The organism is Telluria sp. AZSoR62, from assembly GCF_058111565.1.
Window position 1 is genome coordinate 135,658 of sequence record NZ_JBYTST010000007.1, and the last position, 19,073, is coordinate 154,730.

A 19,073-nucleotide genomic window follows, 5' to 3' on the forward strand; every position below is an offset into this window, starting at 1 on the left:
TGCTTATCTGCTGTTTTACTTCGTCTTGACGATGCGCGGCGCGGCGGGCGCCAGCGAAGCGCCCTGCCCTTCGCTGGCGCGCAGGAATTCGGTAAAGGCGTCGAGGTCCAGCATGCCGGTCTCGAGGCGATTCGTGCCCTTGGCGAATTCGGGGAAGTTGTCGCCGCCCTCGGCCAGGAAGTTGTTGGCCACGATGCGGTAGCGCTTGGCGTCTTCCAGCGGCGCGCCGTTGATGCGGATGCTGCCCGGGACCACGCGGCTGCCGACCGGGCGCTTCTCGTCCCACTGGTAGCTGAAACCGTTCGACACCTGCAGGATCGACGGCGAGGACGATTCCGGGCGCGCCCACTGCTGCTCGAGCAGGCTGCGGATCTGGGCGCCGCTCAGGTCCATGACCACCAGGGTGTTCCCGAACGGGAGCACGGCCTGGGTCTGGCCAAAGGCGGCCACATTGTTCTCGCCCGCTTCCAGGTCCTTGCGGATGCCGCCTTCGTTCATGAAGCCGACCTGCACGCCGAGGTTGCGCGTGGCCGCCAGCACCGCGTCGGCAATCGTGCTGCCCAGCGCGGATTCGCCGGCCTCGTTCTTCTTGCGCAGCAGCGGCGCCGTCGCCAGGCGCGCCACCGGGCGCGTCAAGGCCGCGCGGCTGCGCTCCTTGACCGAGGCAATGAAGGCCGCCATCTTCGGGTCGGCCGGGAAGTCGCCCGGCTTGAGCACCACGTTCTCCACCCGCAGGTCGGTGACGGTGTCGGTGGCGGCATCGACCTGCATGGCGATGCGGGTGGCCAGGTGGCCATACGAGCCGGCCTGGGTCACGGTGCGGCCGTCCACCTTGCACAGGTAGCCCTGGTGCGAGTGGCCGGAAATGACCAGGCGAATCGCCGGGTCGAGTTTCTTGACGATGTCGACCAGCGGGCCTTTCAGGTTGCTGCAGCCGGCAGCCATCGGGTTGTCGGTGGTGGTGCCGCCTTCGTGCACCAGCGCGACGATGACGTCGGCGCCCTGCGCGCGCATGGCGGGAATCGCGCGGTTGATCGCCTCGGCTTCGTCGCCGAAGGTGAGGCCCGCGATCCCCGAGGCCATGACGACCGACCGGGTGTCCTGCAGGACCACGCCAACCAGGCCGACCTTCACGCCCTTGACGGTCTCGATCTTGAAGCCCGGGATGAAGGGCTGGCCGGTGGCGCTGTCGACCACGTTGGCGGCCAGGTAGGTGAACTTCGCGCCGCCGTAGTTCGGCGCCATCTGGCAGGCCTTGGCCGGGCGCACCGAATCGCAGCCGCCGTTCTGCTGGCGCAGCAATTCCTTGCGGCCGGCGTCGAACTCGTGGTTGCCCACCGCGCTGGCACGCAGGCCGAGCATGTTCATCGCCTCGATGGTCGGCTCATCGGCCCACAGCGAGGACATCGCCGGGCTGGCGCCCACCAGGTCGCCGGCGGAGACGAACAGCAGGTCCTTGTCTTCCTTGCGCCAGGCCTGCAGCGCGGCCGCCACGGCTTCGGCGCCGCCGGCGCGGATGGCGGCGGTCTTGGCGCCGTCAAGCCCGGTCGGCGTATAGCGGCTCGGCTCGAGGTTGCCGTGGAAATCGTTGATGGCAACCAGGTTGATGGTCACCGGCGCGCGGCTGGCGGTAGCAGCGCAGCCTGCCAGGACGAGGGCGACGGCGGCGCAGGAAAGGCGTGCCGGGGCACGAAGGGAAACGGTCATGGACTATTCTCGATCAGGGACGGGAGGCCGGCAGCGGCCCTCGGCATTATTGCATGGGCAAGCAGGGGCAGGCCATCTTTACAGGCGCGAAAAAACCCGCCCTCACCCATAAAAAAACGGCCAGTGTCGCCACTGGCCGTTCTTCACATCAGGCTACGAATCGCGCTGCTTAGAATTCGTACTTGACGGTTGCCTGGATGGCCCACTGCGACTCGCCCTTGGCCTGGCGCACGTCGAGGTCTTCGACGTTGTTGCGCACGGCGTAGACGTACTTGCCCTGGGCATTCAGGCCGACGTAGTCGACGAAGCTGCGAGCCTGCGCGCCGGCGGACTGGAAGCCCACTTCTTCGATACGGCCCCACTTCTTGTTCAGCAGGTTGCCGAAGTTCAGGATGTCGAGCGAGAAGCTGGCCTTGTGCTTGGCGGCGAAGCCAGGCAGTTCCTGGGTGACCTTCACGTCGAAGCTGTTGGTCCATGGCGAGAAGGCGCTGTTACGCTCCACCACGCCACCCTTGGCATTGCGCAGGGCCTTGTTCGCTTCGACGATGTCGAAGAACTTGGTCTCGTTGGCCTTGTTGGTCGCGGTGTCGCCGAAGAACACGACTTCGCCCGAACCGATGGCCGACGGGATGTACATCAGGTCATTGCCTGCCAGGCCGTCGCCGTTCAGGTCGTTGTTGATGGTCCAGCTGTACGGCTTGCCTTCGCGGCCTTCGTAGAAGACGCCCAGGCGGGTGCGGTAGTTGCCGAAGAAGCGCTTTTCCCACGACAGGCGGGCGTTGACGCGGTCACGCACCAGGTACGACGAGTTGGCGGCGACTTCTTCGTTCGGGTTGAAGACCGAACGGCCCGACCAGCTCGAGTTCGAGGTCGACGAGGTCAGCGGCGAGACTTCGGTCGCATTGGTGTGCGAATAGGCGACCGACCAGCCGAAGCCCTTGCGGGTCGGGCTGGTGACCGACAGCGTCACGATCTGGGCGTCGCCCTTGTCGGTATGCTGGGCCAGCAGCACGCGGTCGTAGCTCAGGTTCGACAGCGCCTTGGCGGTGTTCTGGCAGCCGGTTGCCGTACCCACCGCGTTGTTGGTGAAGGTGTAGCAGTTGGCGCTCAGGCCGTTGGCGTTGTAGTACAGCGCGCGGCCATCGGTGCCGGTGCGGGTCGGTGCGCCCAGGTTCAGGTGCTGGTAGAAGATTGCATCCTTGTTCTGGGTGGCCAGCAGCTCGGCGCCGAAGACCAGGCCGTTCCATGGCAGTTCATGCTCGAAGGCCAGGTTGGCTTTCCAGATCGATGGCTGCTTCAGGTCCGGCGACAGGATGTCGACGTTTGCCGCAGGCGTCGAGCCGGTCACGGTGCGCTGGGCGTTGACGTCCGGGGTGAACAGGCCGTCGGTGTTCGGGCAGCGGGTCGCGCCCGAGCCCGAGCAGGTGATGCTGCGGGTAGCCGCGCCCGGGTTCGAGAACGGGTTCGACATCCAGACGGTCGCCGCGGCGCCCTGGAACAGGCCTGCGCCACCGCGCAGCTGCATTGGACGGGCCGAGTCGAACTTGTAGTTGAAGCCGACGCGCGGCTGCCACAGCTTGTTGCCGTCGAAGGTACGGGTGTTGTCCAGGCTGTAGCCGCCGGTCTGGCGCGTGAAGGTGGCTGGATTGCCGGCGATGGTCGGCTGGGCCACGGCGTTGTTGCGCAGCGGGTTGTTGTCGACACTGGTCAGGTCGACGCGCACGCCGGCGCTGACGGTCAGGTTCTTGTTGACCGACCAGTTATCCTGCAGGAAGAAACCGGTGTTCTTCATCGTGAACTGGGCGATCGCGTTGCTCAGCGAACCACCGGCGACCGGCAGCTGCACGGTGTACGACGAAGGACGGCCGCGCGAGAAGTTCTCGTAGATCGCAGCATCGATCTGGGCCGCGGTCGCGGTTGCGCAGTTGATGGCGCCGGCAGCCGATGCACCCGGCACGGCGCCGTAGGTGAAGTTGTTATCGCACTGGAAGGTGTAGTTGCCGTACACGTTCTGCAGGAAGGCGTTGTAGACCTCGTTCGAGGTGTAGTCCGCGCCGAGCTTGAACTCGTGGTCGCCCCACAGGTAGTTGGCGCCGGCGTACAGGTCGAGGGTCTTGGTGCCCAGCACGTTGTTGTGGCGGCTGCTCTCGGTACCGGTGTTCAGGAAACGGCCACCGGTGCGGGTGCCGGCCGGTGCATCCGACGGCAGCGGGCCGGTGAACGAGAACGACATGGTCGGCAGGGTCGAGTTGTTGATCGGCACCGAATCATAGTCGCGCTGCGAGACCTTGAACTCGGTCGAGAAGTTCTGGGTCCAGTCCGAGAACACCTGGCCGACCAGGGTTTCGATGGTCTTGTCCTGGTTGTAGAACTGCGAGCTCAGCGCCACGCCGCTCTGCGAGAAGCCTGGGAAGATCGGCTCGTTCTGCGAGGTCTTCGAGTAGCGCAGGCTGGCGCGGTGGTCGTCGCTGATGTTCCAGTCGAACTTGATCATGCGCTCTTCGACCTTCATCTTGGTGCCGCTTGGCACTTCGGTGCTGCCCAGGTCGAAGTTGTAGCGGCTCTTGGCGATGTCGGTCAGGCGGGCGATCTGGGTCGGGCTGATGCCGACGGTGGTGCCGGAACCGGAGCCGATGGCGCCGAATTCAGGGCCGCTGCGGCTGCTTTCGTAGTTCTCGGCCAGGGCGAAGAAGAACAGCTTGTCCTGGACCAGCGGGCCGCTGACCCACAGGCCCTTGGTGTTGTCCTTGAAGTCAGGCGCGTCGACGTAGGCGTCGGTCGAGCGGTTGTAGCGCTTGCCGACCAGGCGGTCGTCGCGGGTCACGTAGTAGGCGCCGCCGTGGTACTGGTTGGTACCCGACTTGGTGACGGCGTTGATGTTGGCGCCGGTGTAGCCGCGCTGGGTCACGTCGTAGTTGGCGACGTTGACCTGCACCGAGGCGATGGCTTCCATCGAGATCGGCTGGCGGGCGGTCGGGCTGCCGTTGGCTTCCAGGCCGAAGGTATCGTTGATGGCCACGCCGTCGATGGTCATCGAGTTGTAGCGCGAGTTCTGGCCGGCCACGGACATTTCGCCGCGGTCCTTGTCGGTCTGCGAGATGCGCGGGTCGATACGCGCGAAGTCCTGCAGGTTGCGGTTGATCGATGCCTGGGTTTCCAGGTCGGCGCGCGAGATGGTGGTGACCGAACCCATCGCGTTGTTCGAGAAGATCTCCGAGCGGGCAGCCGAACCGGTCACGGTCACGGTCTGCATCGCCTGGCCCAGGGTCGCGTCCACGGCGGCGGTTTCCGCCAGCTCGATGAACACGTTCTCGCGGCGCTCGGTGACGCCATCCTTGCTGATGACGATGGTGTAAGGACCGCCCACGCGCAGGCCGCGTGCAACGTAACGGCCTTCCGCGTCGGTGACGACATTGCTGACAGAACCGGACTCAGCGTGAACAATCTGCACCTGGGCGCCGGCCGCAGGCTTGCCGTCCGCAGCCGAAATACGGCCGCCGATGGCCGAGGTGGTGTTCTGTGCGAAGACTGGCGCGGCAGCCAACGCAACCGACAAAGCCAGCGCGAGCTTGGTGAGCCGGATCTGTTGTTGAGTGATCATTGATAACCCCAAAAGGAACTTAATAGTTATAACGGGCAGCCGACGGTTGCCCCTCTCTTACAGTACTGCAATCTTTATTTGCTGCATGTAGCGCCGGCGGGCCTGCCGACTGGCGGCGGCAAGTTTAACCTGTCAATATTTCAACAAAATTACACGGCGGCGTTGGTGATAACGACTTCAAGAGCTACGGACATCGATGTCCAATATGCATGACCGTTAACATTCCGGCAAATTCGTTTTGGCTTCGCTATTTATACTTTCCAGCTATAAATACGGCTCAGCACCTTGATCTGACACTACAGGCTTGGGCTCAGCCCAAGCGAAATTACAAGGCGGAATTATACGGGGGGCATTCTTGGACGAAATTTTTTTGATATAAATTTCGCGGAAGCGCGCTGGGCGAGGGGGAATCTGTAGCAGGATGGCCACAGAATTTACGCGACGAAGCAGGCGTGATCGAAAAGTTACCGAATCCGGGTAACTGGCAGGCGATCCGGCGCGTTGCCGGACCGCCCGTGCAAACTTATTTTGCTGCCGTTTGCGTCTTGACGAGACCGGCGATCTTCGCCTCGAAGGCGGCAAACCGGGCATCCAGCTGGCGGGTCAGGCGTTGTTTTTCTGCCACCGGCAGGAATGCATAGCGGATGCTGTTGTACGAGGTCTTCTTCATTTCCGCATAGCCCGGCTTGTAGCGGCTGGCGAACAGCACGTACTCGTTCGACAGCGTGTGGCGGGTCACGCCGGCGTCGTCGGTCGAGATCACATAGGGCACGCCGTATTTGCGGTACAGGGTAACGGGATGGTTCGCCCCTTCGATGCCGCTAATAAAAGCGTTCGAGGTCAGGTTGACCTCGACCGGGATGTCGTCCTTGCGCATCTTGGCCATGATGGCCGCTGCATTGGTTTCATGGGCCAGGTCGATGCCGTGGCCGATGCGGTCGGCGCCGGCCACCACCAGGGCCTGGTCGATGTGGAATTTCAGGCCTTCCGGCGGCACGTCGCCCAGCGCCAGCTCGCCCGCATGCATGGCCACCTTCACGCTTGGATAGCGCGCCTTCAGGAAGCGGAACATCTTCATGTGCAGCGCGTAGTCGCGCATCGAGACCATGGTGCTTTCCTGGCCCACGATGTTCACGCCGACGATCTTGTCGCTCATCTTCGCGGACTTGAAGCCCGACACCATCGACGAGAACACCTGCGAAGGATTCAGCAGGCGCAGCACATAGGTCTGGTAGCGCATGGTGAAGCGCTCGTCGTCGATGCCTTCGGCCGACTCGTGGATCTTGGCGACGAAGTCTTCGGTCGACTTGCGGAAGGCGGCATCCTGCTCCAGCACGGCCAGCCAGGCGCCCATCTGCGCGTCGAACGCCTTGTCGTCGTTCGCGTTCTGCCAGGCCTGGGTGTCGAAGTCCTTGTTGACCACGAATGGCGACATCTTGAACATGGTCTCGATATAGCCGACGTTTTCCTCGATCGCGCGCTTCTTCAGCTCTTGCAGACCCTCGCGGAAGTTCGCGTTCGACACCGGGCCGAAGAAGCCGAAGGTCTGGAAGAACAGGCGGTCCGGCGGCGGCTGGATCGCGCCGTGGTTGTGGAAATCCTTGTTCGACCAGCGCTGCAGCACTTCGCGGTAGGTGAAGTCGTCGGCGAACACCTCGGCGCCCGACAGGCAGTTGCGCTCCTCGGCCGGCTTGGCGCGCTCCTGGGCGATCAGCTCCTTCTTGGTCTCGATGCGGTAGGTCTGCTTGTTGACGCACAGGCCCTGGCGGTCGACGAAGTCGAGGTACTGCTCGGCGTAGACCGATCCCGAATAATGGTGGTGCAGGTCGCCGCCCTTGGGCATCTGGGTGAAGAACAGGGTCAGCTCGGCCGTCTTCGGCTCGCCGGCGATCAGGCTGGCGTAATGACGCGCGGTCGCGGTTTCGTTGGCGGTGTTCGCGGGGCCTTTGGCCAGGGCAGGCGTGGCAGCGGCAAAAGCCAGGGCGAGCAAGGCGCTGCCGGTCAGTTTGATGTGCATGGGTGGTGACTTTCTGGTGCGGTTAAAAGCAAGCCAGGGGCTCGCGGTGACCGCGCAACTCTATACGGTTGAGTTAGGGTTGGCAATATGGCCAATGGTCGTGCCAGCGTAGTCGCGCATCGTAGGGTGGGCAGGTTTTCCTGCCCACCCTACGAGTCAGCAATGTTCACGCGTCGCGGCTATGAACCAGTGTACCCATCGAATACGTCGCCTGCACCGCCCGGTCATCCCCCAGCAGCGCCAGCGCAAACACCAGCTCCTCCAGCGAGGCCAGGTTCCTGGTCCGGCGCGCCAGCAGCGGCGTCGAGGCCGGGTCGAGCACGATGAAGTCCGCTTCCGCGCCCGGCGCGAAGCTGCCGATCGTGCCTTCCAGCTCCATGGCGCGCGCCGCGCCCAGGGTGGCCAGGTAGAACATGCGCAGGGCCGGCAGGTAGCTGCCCTTCAGGCGCGCCACCTTGTAGGCTTCGTTCATGGTCTGCAGCATCGAGAACGAGGTGCCGGCGCCCACATCCGTGCCCAGCGACAGGAGCGTCCGGGCGCGGTCGGCGCGGTCGAAGTCGAACAGGCCGCTGCCCAGGAACAGGTTGGAGGTCGGGCACACCGCCGCGGCCGAGCCGGTGGCCGTCATGCGCGCGAAGTCTTCGTTATCCAACCAGATGCAGTGGCCGAACAGCGCGCGCGGGCGCATCAGCCCGAAGCGCTCGTACACGTCCAGGTAGCTGCGCGCCTGCGGGTGCAGCTCGCCCACCCACTTGCATTCGTCCTGGTTTTCCGAAACGTGGGTCTGGATGAAGGTGTCCGGATAGGCCGCGGCCAGCTCGCCGGTGGCGCGCAGCTGGGCGTCGGTGGACGTCGGCGCGAAGCGCGGGGTGATCGCATACAGCGCGCGGCCGCGCTTGTGCCACTTCTCGATCAGGTCGGCGCTGTCGCCCACGCCGCCCTCGACGTCGCGCAGGAAGTCCGGGCAGTGGCGGTCCATCAGCACCTTGCCGGCCACCATGCGCAGGTTGCGCGCTGCGCTGGCCTCGAAGAAGGTGTCGACCGACTCGCGGTGCACGGTGCAGTAGACCACCGCGGTGGTGGTTCCGCAGCGCAGCAGCTCGTCCAGGAAGAACTCGGCGGTCTCGCGCGCATGGTCGCTCTCGCCGAAGCGGCGCTCGGTCGGGAAGGTGTAGGTGTCCAGCCAGGGCAGCAGGCCGGGCGCCGGAGAGGCGATCATGTCGGTCTGCGGGAAATGCAGGTGGGTGTCGATGAAACCGGGGGTAATCAGCTTGCCGCGATGATCGACCAGGGTCACGCCGTCGGGCAGCGTGCAGGCCAGCTTCGCGTAGTCGCCCGCGGCCTTGACGCGGCCGTCTTCGACAACTAGCAGGCCGTCCTCGTGCCAGGCGTGGGCGTCGGGATCGAAGGCCGGATCGGCGCGGAAATGCAGCAAGCTCGCGCGGTAGGCTTGCACCTTGTTTGGTACGGTGGACATCAATTTACTTCCGAAGAAACGTCAGGTTGGCGGGCGGCTGCTTCCCAGATGGCCAGCAGCTGCGCCGCCACGGAGGCCGCGATCACGGCCGGGGCCTTGCCCTTGATGCCGGGCAAGCCGATGGGGCAGGCCATGGCCTCGAGGCGGTCGGCCTCGACCCCGCGCTCGCGCAGGCGGTGCTCGAACTGGCGGCGCTTGGTCTCGGACCCGATCAGGCCGAACCAATCCGGGCCGGGGCGGCCCACGAGAGGCCGGCACAGTATCGCGTGCGACAGGCGCAGGTCAAGGGCATGGCTGTGCGTCATGACCAGGAAGCTGGTGCCCTGTGGCGCTTTTTCAACAAGCGCTTCGGGCGTGTCGGTCGCTTCCAGCGTCACGTTGGCCGGGACCGTGGACGGAAACAGGTCGTCGCGCTCGTCGACCCAGGTCACGCGGCAGGGCAAGTCGGCCAGCGCCCGCACGATGGCCGCGCCCACATGCCCGGCGCCGAACAGCATCAGGTGCGCGCGCGGCGCGAGGACCGCGTCGACCAGCCAGCGTCGCCCGCCCTCCTCCATCACATGGGTGCCGCGGCCGCGCTCGAACGCAGGCCCGGCTTCGCCTGCAAGAAGCCGTCCGGCCGCATCGACCAGGGCCCAGCGGGGTTCGCCGCCCAGCGCCACGAGGCGCCAGGTATCGTCGTTGCGGCGCGCATCGAGCAGCGCCAACTGCGCCGGATCGGCCGGCTCGAAGGCTAGCCAGGCGACGCCGCCGCAGCATTGGCCCAGGCTCGGGCCCAGCGGAAAACGCTCGACCTGCGCGGCGCCGCCGGTTTGCAGCATCGCACGCGCGATCTCCAGCGCGCGGTGCTCCAGGTGGCCGCCGCCGATGGTGCCGTGGAAGCGGTCGGCCTGCACCAGCATGCGTGCGCCCGGCTCGCGCGGCACGGAGCCTTCGACGCGGGCGACCGTAACCAGCACGGCCGGCGCCCGGGGCGCAGCGTTCAATCCCTCGATCATCACGCGTCCCGGGCCGCTTCGACGGCCGCCACCGCCTTGAGGATTTCCTCGCAGGTGGCCGGCGCATTCAAGGGCGGGTTGACGGTGTGCCCGCCCACGGCGGAGATCGCGTCGCGGATGGCGAAGAAGACCGAGAACGGCAGCAGCAGCGGCGGCTCGCCCACGGCCTTGGAGCGGTGGATGCTGTCCTCGGCGTTGCGGTTCTTGAACAACTGCACGCGGAAGTCTTCCGGACAGTCCGAAATGCCCGGGATCTTGTAGGTCGAGGGCGCATGCGTCATCAACTTGCCGGTCGGGTTCCACCATAACTCCTCGGTGGTGAGCCAGCCCATGCCCTGGATGAAGGCGCCTTCGACCTGGCCGATGTCGATGGCCGGATTGAGCGAATTGCCGGCGTCGTACAAGGCGTCGGCGCGCAGCAGCTTCCATTCGCCGGTCAGCGTGTCCACCACCACTTCCGACACCGCCGCGCCGTAGGCATAGTAGGAGAAGGGGTGGCCGTTCATGGTCTTCGGGTCCCAGTGCAGGCCGGGAGTGGCGTAGAAGCCGTCGGACCACAGCTGCACCCGCGCCAGGTAGGCCTTGGCCACCAGCTCGCCGAAGGGGACTTCGCGTCCCCCCACGAGCACGGTATCGGCCGCGAAGCGCACCTCGAGGGCCTCACCGCCATATTCCCCGGCCGCGAACGCAGCCAGGCGGTCGCGGATGGTGCGCGCGGCGTCCTGCGCGGCCTTGCCGTTCAGGTCCGCGCCGGTCGATGCCGCAGTGGCCGAGGTGTTGGACACCTTGCTCGTATTGGTGGCGGTGGCGCGCACCCGCGCCAGGTCCACGCCCAGCTCGTGCGCGACCACCTGCATCACCTTGGTGTTGATGCCCTGCCCCATCTCGGTGCCGCCGTGGTTGACCAGGATCGAGCCGTCCACGTAGACGTGCACCAGCGCGCCGGCCTGGTTCAGGTGGGTGACGTTGAAGGCGATGCCGAACTTCACGGGCGTGATCGCCAGGCCCTTCTTCAGCACGGGACTGGTGCAGTTGTATTCGGCAATGGCGGCGCGGCGCGCGCGGTAGCTGCTCGTTTCTTCCAGCTCGGCCACCAGCTCGTGGATGACGTTGTCGACGATGACCTGGCCGTAGGGCGTGACGTTGCGGTCCGTGCGGCCGTAGAAATTCAGGCGCCGGATGTCGAGCGGGTCGCGCCCCAGGTTGCGCGCGATCTCGTCGATCACGTATTCGATGGCGATCGCGCCCTGCGGCCCGCCGAAGCCCCTGAAGGCGGTGTTCGACTGGGTATTGGTCTTGCCGCAGGCGGCGCGGATCTCGACGTCGGACAAGTAATAGGTATTGTCGAAGTGGCAGACCGCGCGCGTGGCCACCGGGCCCGACAGATCCGCCGAATAGCCGGCGCGCGTGACCATGTCGACCTTGGCCGCGACGATGCGTCCTTCGCGGTCGTAGCCGACTTCGTATTCGTAATGGAAGCAGTGGCGCTTGCCGGTGACCAGCATGTCGTCGTCGCGGTCGGCGCGCAGCTTGACCGGGCGGCGCAGGCGCGCCGCCGCAATCGCGGCGCTTGATGCCCACAGCGCCGACTGCGATTCCTTGCCGCCGAAGCCCCCGCCCATGCGGCGGCATTCGACCACCACGTGGTGCGAATGCAGGCCGAGCGCGTGCGCGACCACGTGCTGCATCTCGCTCGGGTGCTGGGTCGAGCAGTAGACGTGCATGCCGCGGTCTTCGCCGGGAATCGCATAGGCGATCTGCCCCTCCAGGTAGAACTGTTCCTGGCCGCCGACGTAGAGCTCGCCCTTGGCCCGGTAAGGGGCCCGGGCAAAGGCAGTTTCGGCGTCGCCGCGCGCCAGGCGCATCGGCGGCAGCACCCAGGATTGGGCGGCGCGCGCGGCCTGCGGGGTCAGGATGGCCGGCAGGTCGTCGTAGTCGATCCTTGCCAGTCTGGCCGCGCGGCGCGCGTTGTCGTGGCTGTCGGCCACCACGATGAACACCGGCTGGCCGACATACTGCACCAGCCCATCGGCCAGGATCGGGTCGTCGTGGATGATCGGGCCGCAATCGTTGGTGCCCGGGATGTCCTGGGCCAGCAGCACGGCCACCACGCCGCGGCTGGCGCGGACCGGTTCGAGGTCGATGGCCGTGATGCGCGCATGGGCGCGGCTGGACAGGCCGAGCGCGGCGTGCAGCGTGCCGGCGATTTCCGGGATGTCGTCGGTATAGGTGGCCTGGCCGAGCACGTGCAGCACGGCCGATTCATGCGGCCGCGCGCGGCCCACTTCGTTCCACGCCGCGGTCGAGAGCTGTGGTGCGCCTGCGTCGTTCATGGTCGTTCTCCTCTCAGGCGCCGGCGGCGAAGGCATTGACGGCGGTGGCCGGCAGCGGATCGTCGATCCGCGTCTCCAGCCAGAAGCGGCGCAGCAGGTTCTGCGCGGCTTGCATGCGGTAGCTGCTGGAGGCGCGCATGTCGCTCAGCGGCGCGTAATCCTGGGCCATGGCTTCCATCGCTGCGCGCACGGCGTCTTCGGTCCAGCGCTGGCCGGCCAGCGCCGCTTCGGCGTGTGGCGCGCGCCTGGGCGTGGCCGCCATGCCCCCGAACGCGATGCGCGCTTCGCGCACGGTGTCGCCGTCGAGCGTCACCGCAAAGGCCGCGCACACGGCCGAGATGTCCTGGTCGAAGCGCTTGGCCAGTTTATAGGTGCGGAACCGCCTGCCTGCCTGCGGCAGCGGAATGCGCACCGCCTGCACGAATTCGTCGGCGCGCAGGTCTTTCTGCTGATAGCCGAGGTAGAAATCTTCCAGCGCCAGCGTGCGTTCGCCGGCGGCGCCGCGCAGCACCACCTGGGAGCCCAGCGCGATCAGCCAGGGCATCGAATCGCCGATCGGCGAGCCGTTGGCGACATTGCCGCCCAGGGTGCCGGCCTGGCGGATCGGCAGCGAAGCAAAGCGCTGCCACATCTCGCCCAGCTCGCTCGGATAGTGGCGGCACACCGCCGCATACGCATCGTCCAGGGTCGCGCCCGCGCCGATCTCCAGCGAGCCGTCCGCTTCGGCGATGGTTTTCAGCGCCTCGACCTGGCCCAGGTAGATGATGTCGTTCAGCTCGCGCATGTGCTTGGTGACCCAGAGGCCGACGTCGGTCGACCCGGCCAGCAGCAATGCGGTGGGGTGTGCGGCGCGTAACTGGACGAGTTCATCGAGCGTGCGCGGGGCGTGGAAGCGCCCGCCCCTTGCCTCGTAATGGAAGCCGTGCGCGCGCTGCAAGGCCTGCAGGCGCTCGGCCAGCGCTGCGCGGTCGAAGGCCGCGGGCGGCAGCTCGACCATGCGGCGGGCGGCGTCGATGATCGGGCGGTAGCCGGTGCAGCGGCACAGGTTGCCCGACAGCGCGTCGTCGATCTGGCAGCGCGAAGGCTGGCGCCCTTCCTGTTTCAGGTACATGCCCCACAGCGACATGGCGAAACCCGGGGTGCAGAAACCGCATTGCGAGCCATGGCATTCGACCAGGGCCTGCTGCACCGGATGCAGCCTGCCGTCCTGCTGTTGCAGGTCTTCCACGGTAAACAAGGCCTTGCCGTCGAGCGTGGGCGTGAACTGGATGCAGGAATTGACCGCCTTGAGCTGGAGCGTACCGCTTTCCATCGAACCGATCACGACCGTGCAGGCGCCGCAATCGCCCTCGGCGCAGCCTTCCTTGGTGCCGGTGCAATGCAGGTCTTCCCGCAGGTGCTGCAGGATGGTCTGGGTCGGCGAAACGTCCCGCACTTCCTGGACGGCCCCACGGTAGAAAAATCGGATCGGCTCTTGCATCGTGGGTCTCGTCTCGTTATCGGGTACTGGGGCTACTCACCAAGGGCGGAAGGCTACCACCCGCGGCACCGGCAAGTATAAGATTTTGCATATATTGCTTATCAATATATAAGCATATCTTATGAAAGGGCTCGCAGCTTCATTCTAGGAAAGGATGGACGCTTTTCCAATGATTGGCGATATCGATGCGCCGCGTGATCCACACATGGTTGTGGCGCTGCACGTAATCGAGGAAGCGCGCCAGCGCCGCCGCCCGCGCCGGCCGCCCCACGATGCGGCAATGCAGGCCGATCGACAGCATCTTCGGCCGGTCCAGGCCGTTCGGGTCGCCCTCGGCATACAGCACATCGAAGGCATCTTTCAGGTAATCGAAGAACTGGGTGCCGGAATTGAAGCCCTGCATGGCGGCAAAGCGCATGTCGTTGGTGTCCAGCGTGTACGGCACCACCAGGTGCGGCGCGACCCGCTCCTCGCCTGCCGGGCCGCGGACCGCCACGCGCTGCCAGAACGGCAGGTCGTCGCCATAGTGGTCGGCATCATAGGCAAAGCCGCCGTGCTCGACCACCAGCCTGCGGGTATTGGGCGAATCGCGCCCGGTGTACCAGCCCAGCGGCGCTTCGCCGGTGAGCTCGCGCATGATCTGCACCGCTTCGCGCATGTGGGCGCGCTCGGTCTCCTCGTCCATGTTCTGGTACGAAATCCAGCGCAGCCCGTGGCAGGCGATCTCGTGGCCAAGCTCGCGGAAGGCGCTGGCGGCCTCCGGATGGCGCTTGAGCGCCATCGCCACCGCGAACACCGTCAGCGGCAGGCCGCGCTCCTCGAACAGGCGCAGGATCCGCCACAGCCCGGCGCGCGAACCGTATTCGTAGAGCGACTCCATGCTCATGTGGCGCATCGGGAAAGCTTGCGCACCGATGATCTCGGACAGGAAGGTTTCCGAGGCCGGATCGCCGTGCAGCACGGAATTCTCGCCGCCCTCCTCGTAGTTGAGAACGAACTGCAGGGCGATCCTGGCCTGGCCCGGCCATTGGGCATGGGGCGGATTGCGGCCGTAGCCGGCCAGGTCGCGCGGATAGTTCGAATAGGTGTCCATGGGATCCATCAAGAGGCAGGTATATCGGCGATCATATATTGCAGGAAGCACAAGGGTATATGATTAGCCGCATACTTCAACTCATCCATCCAATATGGGAGCAGCATGGGCAAACTTTCCACCCACGTCCTCGACACCGCCCACGGCCGGCCCGGCGCCGGCGTCAAGGTGGAGCTGTTCGCCATCCACCAGGGCCTGCGCAGCCTGCTCAAGACCGAGCTGACCAATGCCGACGGCCGCTGCGGCGCCCCGCTGCTCGAAGGCGAGGCCCTGCGGGTGGGCGAATACGAACTGGTCTTCCATGCGGGCGACTATTTCGCGGCCCAGGGGGTCGATCTGCCGGCGCCGCGTTTCCTCGACCGCATCGCCATCGCCTTCGGCGTCTTCGACAGCAGCCAGAACTATCACGTGCCGCTGGTGGTTACGCCCTGGTCCTACTCCACGTATCGCGGAAGCTAGGCAGCTGTCCGTGCAGTCGTCCGCCAGCGATTTCGAGATGACCGGGATGCCCGGCATCGCCTCCACCCGCATCGCCATCGGCCTGGTCCAGGGCCTGCTGGTCTACCTGCTCTACCGCGCCGGGACCGGCATGGCCTGGCCGGCGACCGAACCCCTGCTCTTCCTGCCCCTGCTGATGGTAGCGGTGATGGTCCCGGTGATCGCGATCAGCAGCCTTGGCCAGCTGGCGCGGCGCCGCCTGCTGCCGTGGGTCGCGGGCGCCGCGGTCCTGGTCGCCGCGTTTGCCTTCTACGACGCCTGGCGCATGACAGGCGCCGGCTTGCCCCAGGCGGCGCCGCGGGCCGCCGAGCCTTCGTCCCAGCTGTGCGTGTTCCTTGCGGCCGGCTTCTTCATCGCCCATGCGCTGGTGCTGTCCGGGGCGCAGGAAGGGCGCCGCGTCGCCAGCTACGACGCGTATTTCGAGACCGCCTGGAAGCTGGGCGTGCAGCTGGCGTTCAGCGGCCTGTTCGTGGGCGTCACCTGGCTGGTGCTGCACCTCGGCGCCCAGCTGTTCCTGCTGGTCGAACTCGACTTCCTGCGCCGCGCGATCGGCCAATCCTGGTTCGCCATTCCCGTCACCACCTTCGCCTTCGCCTGCGCCATGCACCTGACCGACGTGCGCCCGGCCATCGTGCGCGGCATCCGCAACCTGCTGCTGGTGCTGCTGTCCTGGCTCCTCCCGGTGCTCACGCTGCTGGTCGGCGGCTTCCTGGCCAGCCTGCTGTTCACCGGGCTGGAACCGCTGTGGGCCACGCGCCGCGCCGCGGCCGTGCTGCTGGGCGCGGCCGCGGCCTTCGTGGTGCTGATTAATGCGGCGTGGCAAAACGGCCAGGTAGCAGTCGCGCGCCCGGTCGCGCTGGCGGCGCGCATCGCCGCCCTGCTGCTGGTGCCGGTGGTGGCGCTTGCCGTCTACGCCCTGGCCGTGCGGGTCGGCGAGCATGGCTGGACCGACGACCGGGTGATCGCCGCCGCCTGCCTGCTGGTGGCCGGCTGCTATGCCGGCGGCTACGCGGCCGCGGCATGGCGCCGGGGCTGGCTGGCCGGGCTGGCCGGCGTCAACATCGCGGCCGCCTTTGTCGTGCTGGGCGTGCTGGCGCTGCTGTTCTCGCCGCTGGGCGACCCGGACCGCCTGTCGACCAACAACCAGCTGGCCCGGCTGGCGGCCGGCAAGGTGACGGCCGCGCAGCTCGACGTCGACTACCTGCATTTCGACGCCGGCCGCTACGGGCGCGCGGCCCTGGCGCGGCTCGAGGCCGACGCCGCCCTGCCCCAGGCCGCCATCCTGCGCGCCCGCATCGCCGCAGTGCGCAAGCAAACCTACCGGCGCTGGGACAGGCGGCTGCAGGATCCGCCGGTGCTGGCCGACAGCTTGCGTGTCTGGCCGCAGGGCGCGCGGCTGCCGCAGAGCTTCATGACGATGGACTGGAGCGCAGGCGCGGGCGAATTGCCGGAATGCCTGCGCCGGGCCGGCGCCGTGTGCGACGCCTTCCTGCTCGACCTGGGCGGCAGTACCGCGCCGGAAGTCGTGCTGGTGGGCGAGGCCCGGACCCATGACACCGCAGTGTTGCAGGAAGCCGGCGGCGCATGGCGCGTGGTCGGCTCGCTCCCGCCCACCCTGACGAGCTGCCCACCCCTGCTGCAGGCCCTGCGCGAGGGCAGGTTTCAGGCCGCACCGGCGGCCTGGAGCGAGCTCGAGATCGCCGGCCAGCGGTTCCCGCTCGAGATGCAGCAGGTCCGGCCGTTTCAATGCGCGCCGGGGAAAGGCGCCGCTTCCCCGCCGGCGCCGGTCCAGCCGGACGCTGCACCACCGTGAATCTTGCTATGCTGGCCTTCAGCATCGGGAGAGCACATGGCATTGCACATCGTTCATTTCATCGGGCCCATCAACCATAGTTCCGCCAGCACGGTACGCAACCTGTGCCTGCAGGCGCTGCAAAATGGCGCCACCGAGATCGAACTCCACATGTCCAGCGAAGGCGGCAACATGACGGCCGGCTTCGCGCTCTATTTCTTCCTGAAATCGCTCCCGGTGCCGCTCACCACCCACAACATCGGCAGCGTCGAGTCAGTCGCCGTGGTGATCTTCCTGGCCGGGCGAAAACGCTATGCCTGCCCCGGCACCCGCTTCCTGATCCACCCGCTGCACTGGGGCTTCGGCAGCCTGGCCGCGGCCGACCACGCCCGCGTGTCCGAATGGCGCGACTGCCTCGACTTCGACGCCGAACGTTATGCCAAGGCCGTGCTCGACGCCACCACCGAGGCCGGCACCCCCACCGACATCCACGCCAACCTGTTTGGCAACGCGCGCATCTTCGACGCCGACGAAGCCGTCAAGGCCGGCCTTATCCACGAGGCCGTGCAGGCCCGGCTCCCGGCCGCCGGCACGACTTGTCATTGGTGGAATTAATTCTGACAATGCACTGTTTCAATCTAACAACAGTGTAGTACTAATCCTACAGAAATTCTCACTGATTCTCATCAATATGTTGCGGGAAAAATTGCCCACTGGATAGAATGATTTCCAGTGTTTCACGGTGCTGCCTGCTCGCTGCTTTGGCCGCACCGCCTTTCCCAAGCAGCTGTATGCAACATTGAGCGCAACAAGAATCATCATGAAAAAACGTTTGATTGCTACCCTGCTGGCGTTTCCGCTGGCAGCTTCCACGAGCTTCGCGCAGGAAAGCGCTGGCTTCCCATCCGTCAAGATCAGCGGCTTCGGTACCGGCGCCCTGACCTATGCCGATACCGACAAGGCCGAGTTCGCACGTCCGAACCAGGCCGAAGGCTCGTCGAAAGACTTCCGCACCGGTATCGATTCGAACCTCGGCCTGCAGGCCGACATGCCGGTCAACAGCTGGCTGTCGCTGACCGCCCAGGGCCTGGTGCGCAAGGACGCCGAAGAGAACTACGGCGCCGAACTGAGCTGGGCATTTGCCAAGGCCCGCATCTCGGACGAGATCAGCGTGCGCGTCGGCCGCGTCGGCCTGCCGGTCTTCATGATCTCGGACTACCGCAACGTCGGCTACGCCAACAACATGCTGCGCCCACCGGCGGAAGTGTATTCGCAGGTGCCGTTCAACAGCATCGACGGCGCCGACGTCACCTGGCAGCACAGCTTCGGCGACACCACCGTGACCTCGCAGCTGGCCTATGGCCGCGTGAAGTCGCCGATCTCGGGCAACATCCACGCCCAGGGCAAGGAGCTGGCCGCCGTCAACGTGAGCGCCGAACACGGCCCGTTCACCGTCCGCGCCGGCCACGCCACCGGCAAGATCACGATCGACGACTCGGTCTCGCTCAACACCCTGGTCGGTGGCCTGCGCGCCGCCGCCGCCGGCTACCGCTTCCCGGAACTGGCTCCGCTGGCTGCCGAGATCGAAGCCAAGGAAAAGCGCGCGCGCTTCAGCTCGCTAGGCCTGTCGATGGACTGGAATAACATCGTCGTCCAGACCGAATTCGCCAAGCGCAAGTCCGAGACCTATATCAACGACACCAGCGCCTGGTACGTGATGGGCGGCTACCGCATCGGCAAATTCCTGCCATACGTCACCCACAGCAACCTGAAGGTCGACAGCGCCATCGTCAACACCGTGCGCGCCGCCTGCCCGGCCGGCTTCCCGGCCGCCTGCACCCCGACCATGCAGGCGCTCGGCGCCGGCGTGCGCCGCCTGCCGAACACCGGCGTGGGACAGGGCGAGCAGTCGACCAACACGATCGGCGTGCGCTGGGACTTCGCCAGCTCGGTCGCACTGAAAGCCCAGGTCGACCGCATCAAGCCGAAGAACGGCAACGGCCTGTTCATCAATGCGCAGCCCGGCTTCAACGACACCGTGACCGTCGGCGCCGTCGCCCTCGATTTCGTCTTCTAA

Annotated in this window: 12 protein-coding genes; 4 read left to right on the top strand and 8 right to left on the bottom strand. The window is 66.2% G+C overall.

From position 1 onward, the window contains the following. Nucleotides 1-15 precede the first annotated feature (15 nt). From AC3XQU_RS12820 to puuE, 8 genes are all read right to left on the bottom strand, one after another. A complete protein-coding gene (locus AC3XQU_RS12820) occupies nucleotides 16-1,707 on the bottom strand; it encodes a bifunctional metallophosphatase/5'-nucleotidase (protein WP_489874541.1) in 1,692 nt (563 codons plus the stop codon). Nucleotides 1,708-1,876: 169 nt separating this feature from the next. Further along, entirely contained in the window at nucleotides 1,877-5,308 is a 3,432-nt protein-coding gene (locus AC3XQU_RS12825) for a TonB-dependent receptor (protein WP_489874542.1), read from the bottom strand. 523 nt (nucleotides 5,309-5,831) lie between these two features. Then, on the bottom strand, nucleotides 5,832-7,325 hold the full coding sequence (locus tag AC3XQU_RS12830; RefSeq protein WP_489874543.1) for an adenosine deaminase: 1,494 nt from the start codon (nucleotides 7,323-7,325) through the stop codon (nucleotides 5,832-5,834). Nucleotides 7,326-7,491: 166 nt separating this feature from the next. Further along, entirely contained in the window at nucleotides 7,492-8,802 is a 1,311-nt protein-coding gene (gene guaD, locus AC3XQU_RS12835; protein ID WP_489874544.1) for a guanine deaminase, read from the bottom strand. Continuing rightward, the gene (xdhC, locus tag AC3XQU_RS12840) at nucleotides 8,802-9,800 is read right to left on the bottom strand and encodes a xanthine dehydrogenase accessory protein XdhC (RefSeq protein ID WP_489874545.1); all 999 of its coding nucleotides are present in this window, start codon (nucleotides 9,798-9,800) and stop codon (nucleotides 8,802-8,804) included. Before xdhC ends, guaD begins: the two co-directional genes overlap by 1 nt. After that, the gene (gene xdhB / locus AC3XQU_RS12845; protein WP_489874546.1) at nucleotides 9,800-12,133 is read right to left on the bottom strand and encodes a xanthine dehydrogenase molybdopterin binding subunit; all 2,334 of its coding nucleotides are present in this window, start codon (nucleotides 12,131-12,133) and stop codon (nucleotides 9,800-9,802) included. Before xdhB ends, xdhC begins: the two co-directional genes overlap by 1 nt. Nucleotides 12,134-12,146: 13 nt before the next feature. Continuing rightward, a complete protein-coding gene (xdhA, locus tag AC3XQU_RS12850) occupies nucleotides 12,147-13,613 on the bottom strand; it encodes a xanthine dehydrogenase small subunit (RefSeq protein ID WP_489874547.1) in 1,467 nt (488 codons plus the stop codon). 139 nt (nucleotides 13,614-13,752) lie between these two features. Further along, complete coding sequence (gene puuE, locus AC3XQU_RS12855; protein ID WP_489874548.1) at nucleotides 13,753-14,706, bottom strand: allantoinase PuuE; 954 nt, start codon at nucleotides 14,704-14,706, stop codon at nucleotides 13,753-13,755. 105 nt (nucleotides 14,707-14,811) lie between these two features. Here puuE and uraH point away from each other — a divergent pair, with 105 nt between their 5' ends. The 4 genes from uraH to AC3XQU_RS12875 all read left to right on the top strand — a co-directional run bounded on the left by uraH (nucleotide 14,812) and on the right by AC3XQU_RS12875 (nucleotide 19,073). Beyond that, nucleotides 14,812-15,165, top strand: a complete 354-nt coding sequence (gene uraH / locus AC3XQU_RS12860) for a hydroxyisourate hydrolase (protein WP_489874549.1) — start codon at nucleotides 14,812-14,814, stop codon at nucleotides 15,163-15,165. A gap of 10 nt (nucleotides 15,166-15,175) precedes the next feature. Beyond that, a complete protein-coding gene (locus AC3XQU_RS12865) occupies nucleotides 15,176-17,017 on the top strand; it encodes a DUF4153 domain-containing protein (protein WP_489874550.1) in 1,842 nt (613 codons plus the stop codon). A gap of 36 nt (nucleotides 17,018-17,053) precedes the next feature. Beyond that, on the top strand, nucleotides 17,054-17,611 hold the full coding sequence (locus AC3XQU_RS12870; RefSeq protein WP_489874551.1) for a ClpP family protease: 558 nt from the start codon (nucleotides 17,054-17,056) through the stop codon (nucleotides 17,609-17,611). Between the two features lie 205 nt (nucleotides 17,612-17,816). After that, nucleotides 17,817-19,073, top strand: coding sequence for a porin (locus AC3XQU_RS12875; RefSeq protein WP_489874552.1), 1,257 nt, complete (start codon nucleotides 17,817-17,819; stop codon nucleotides 19,071-19,073).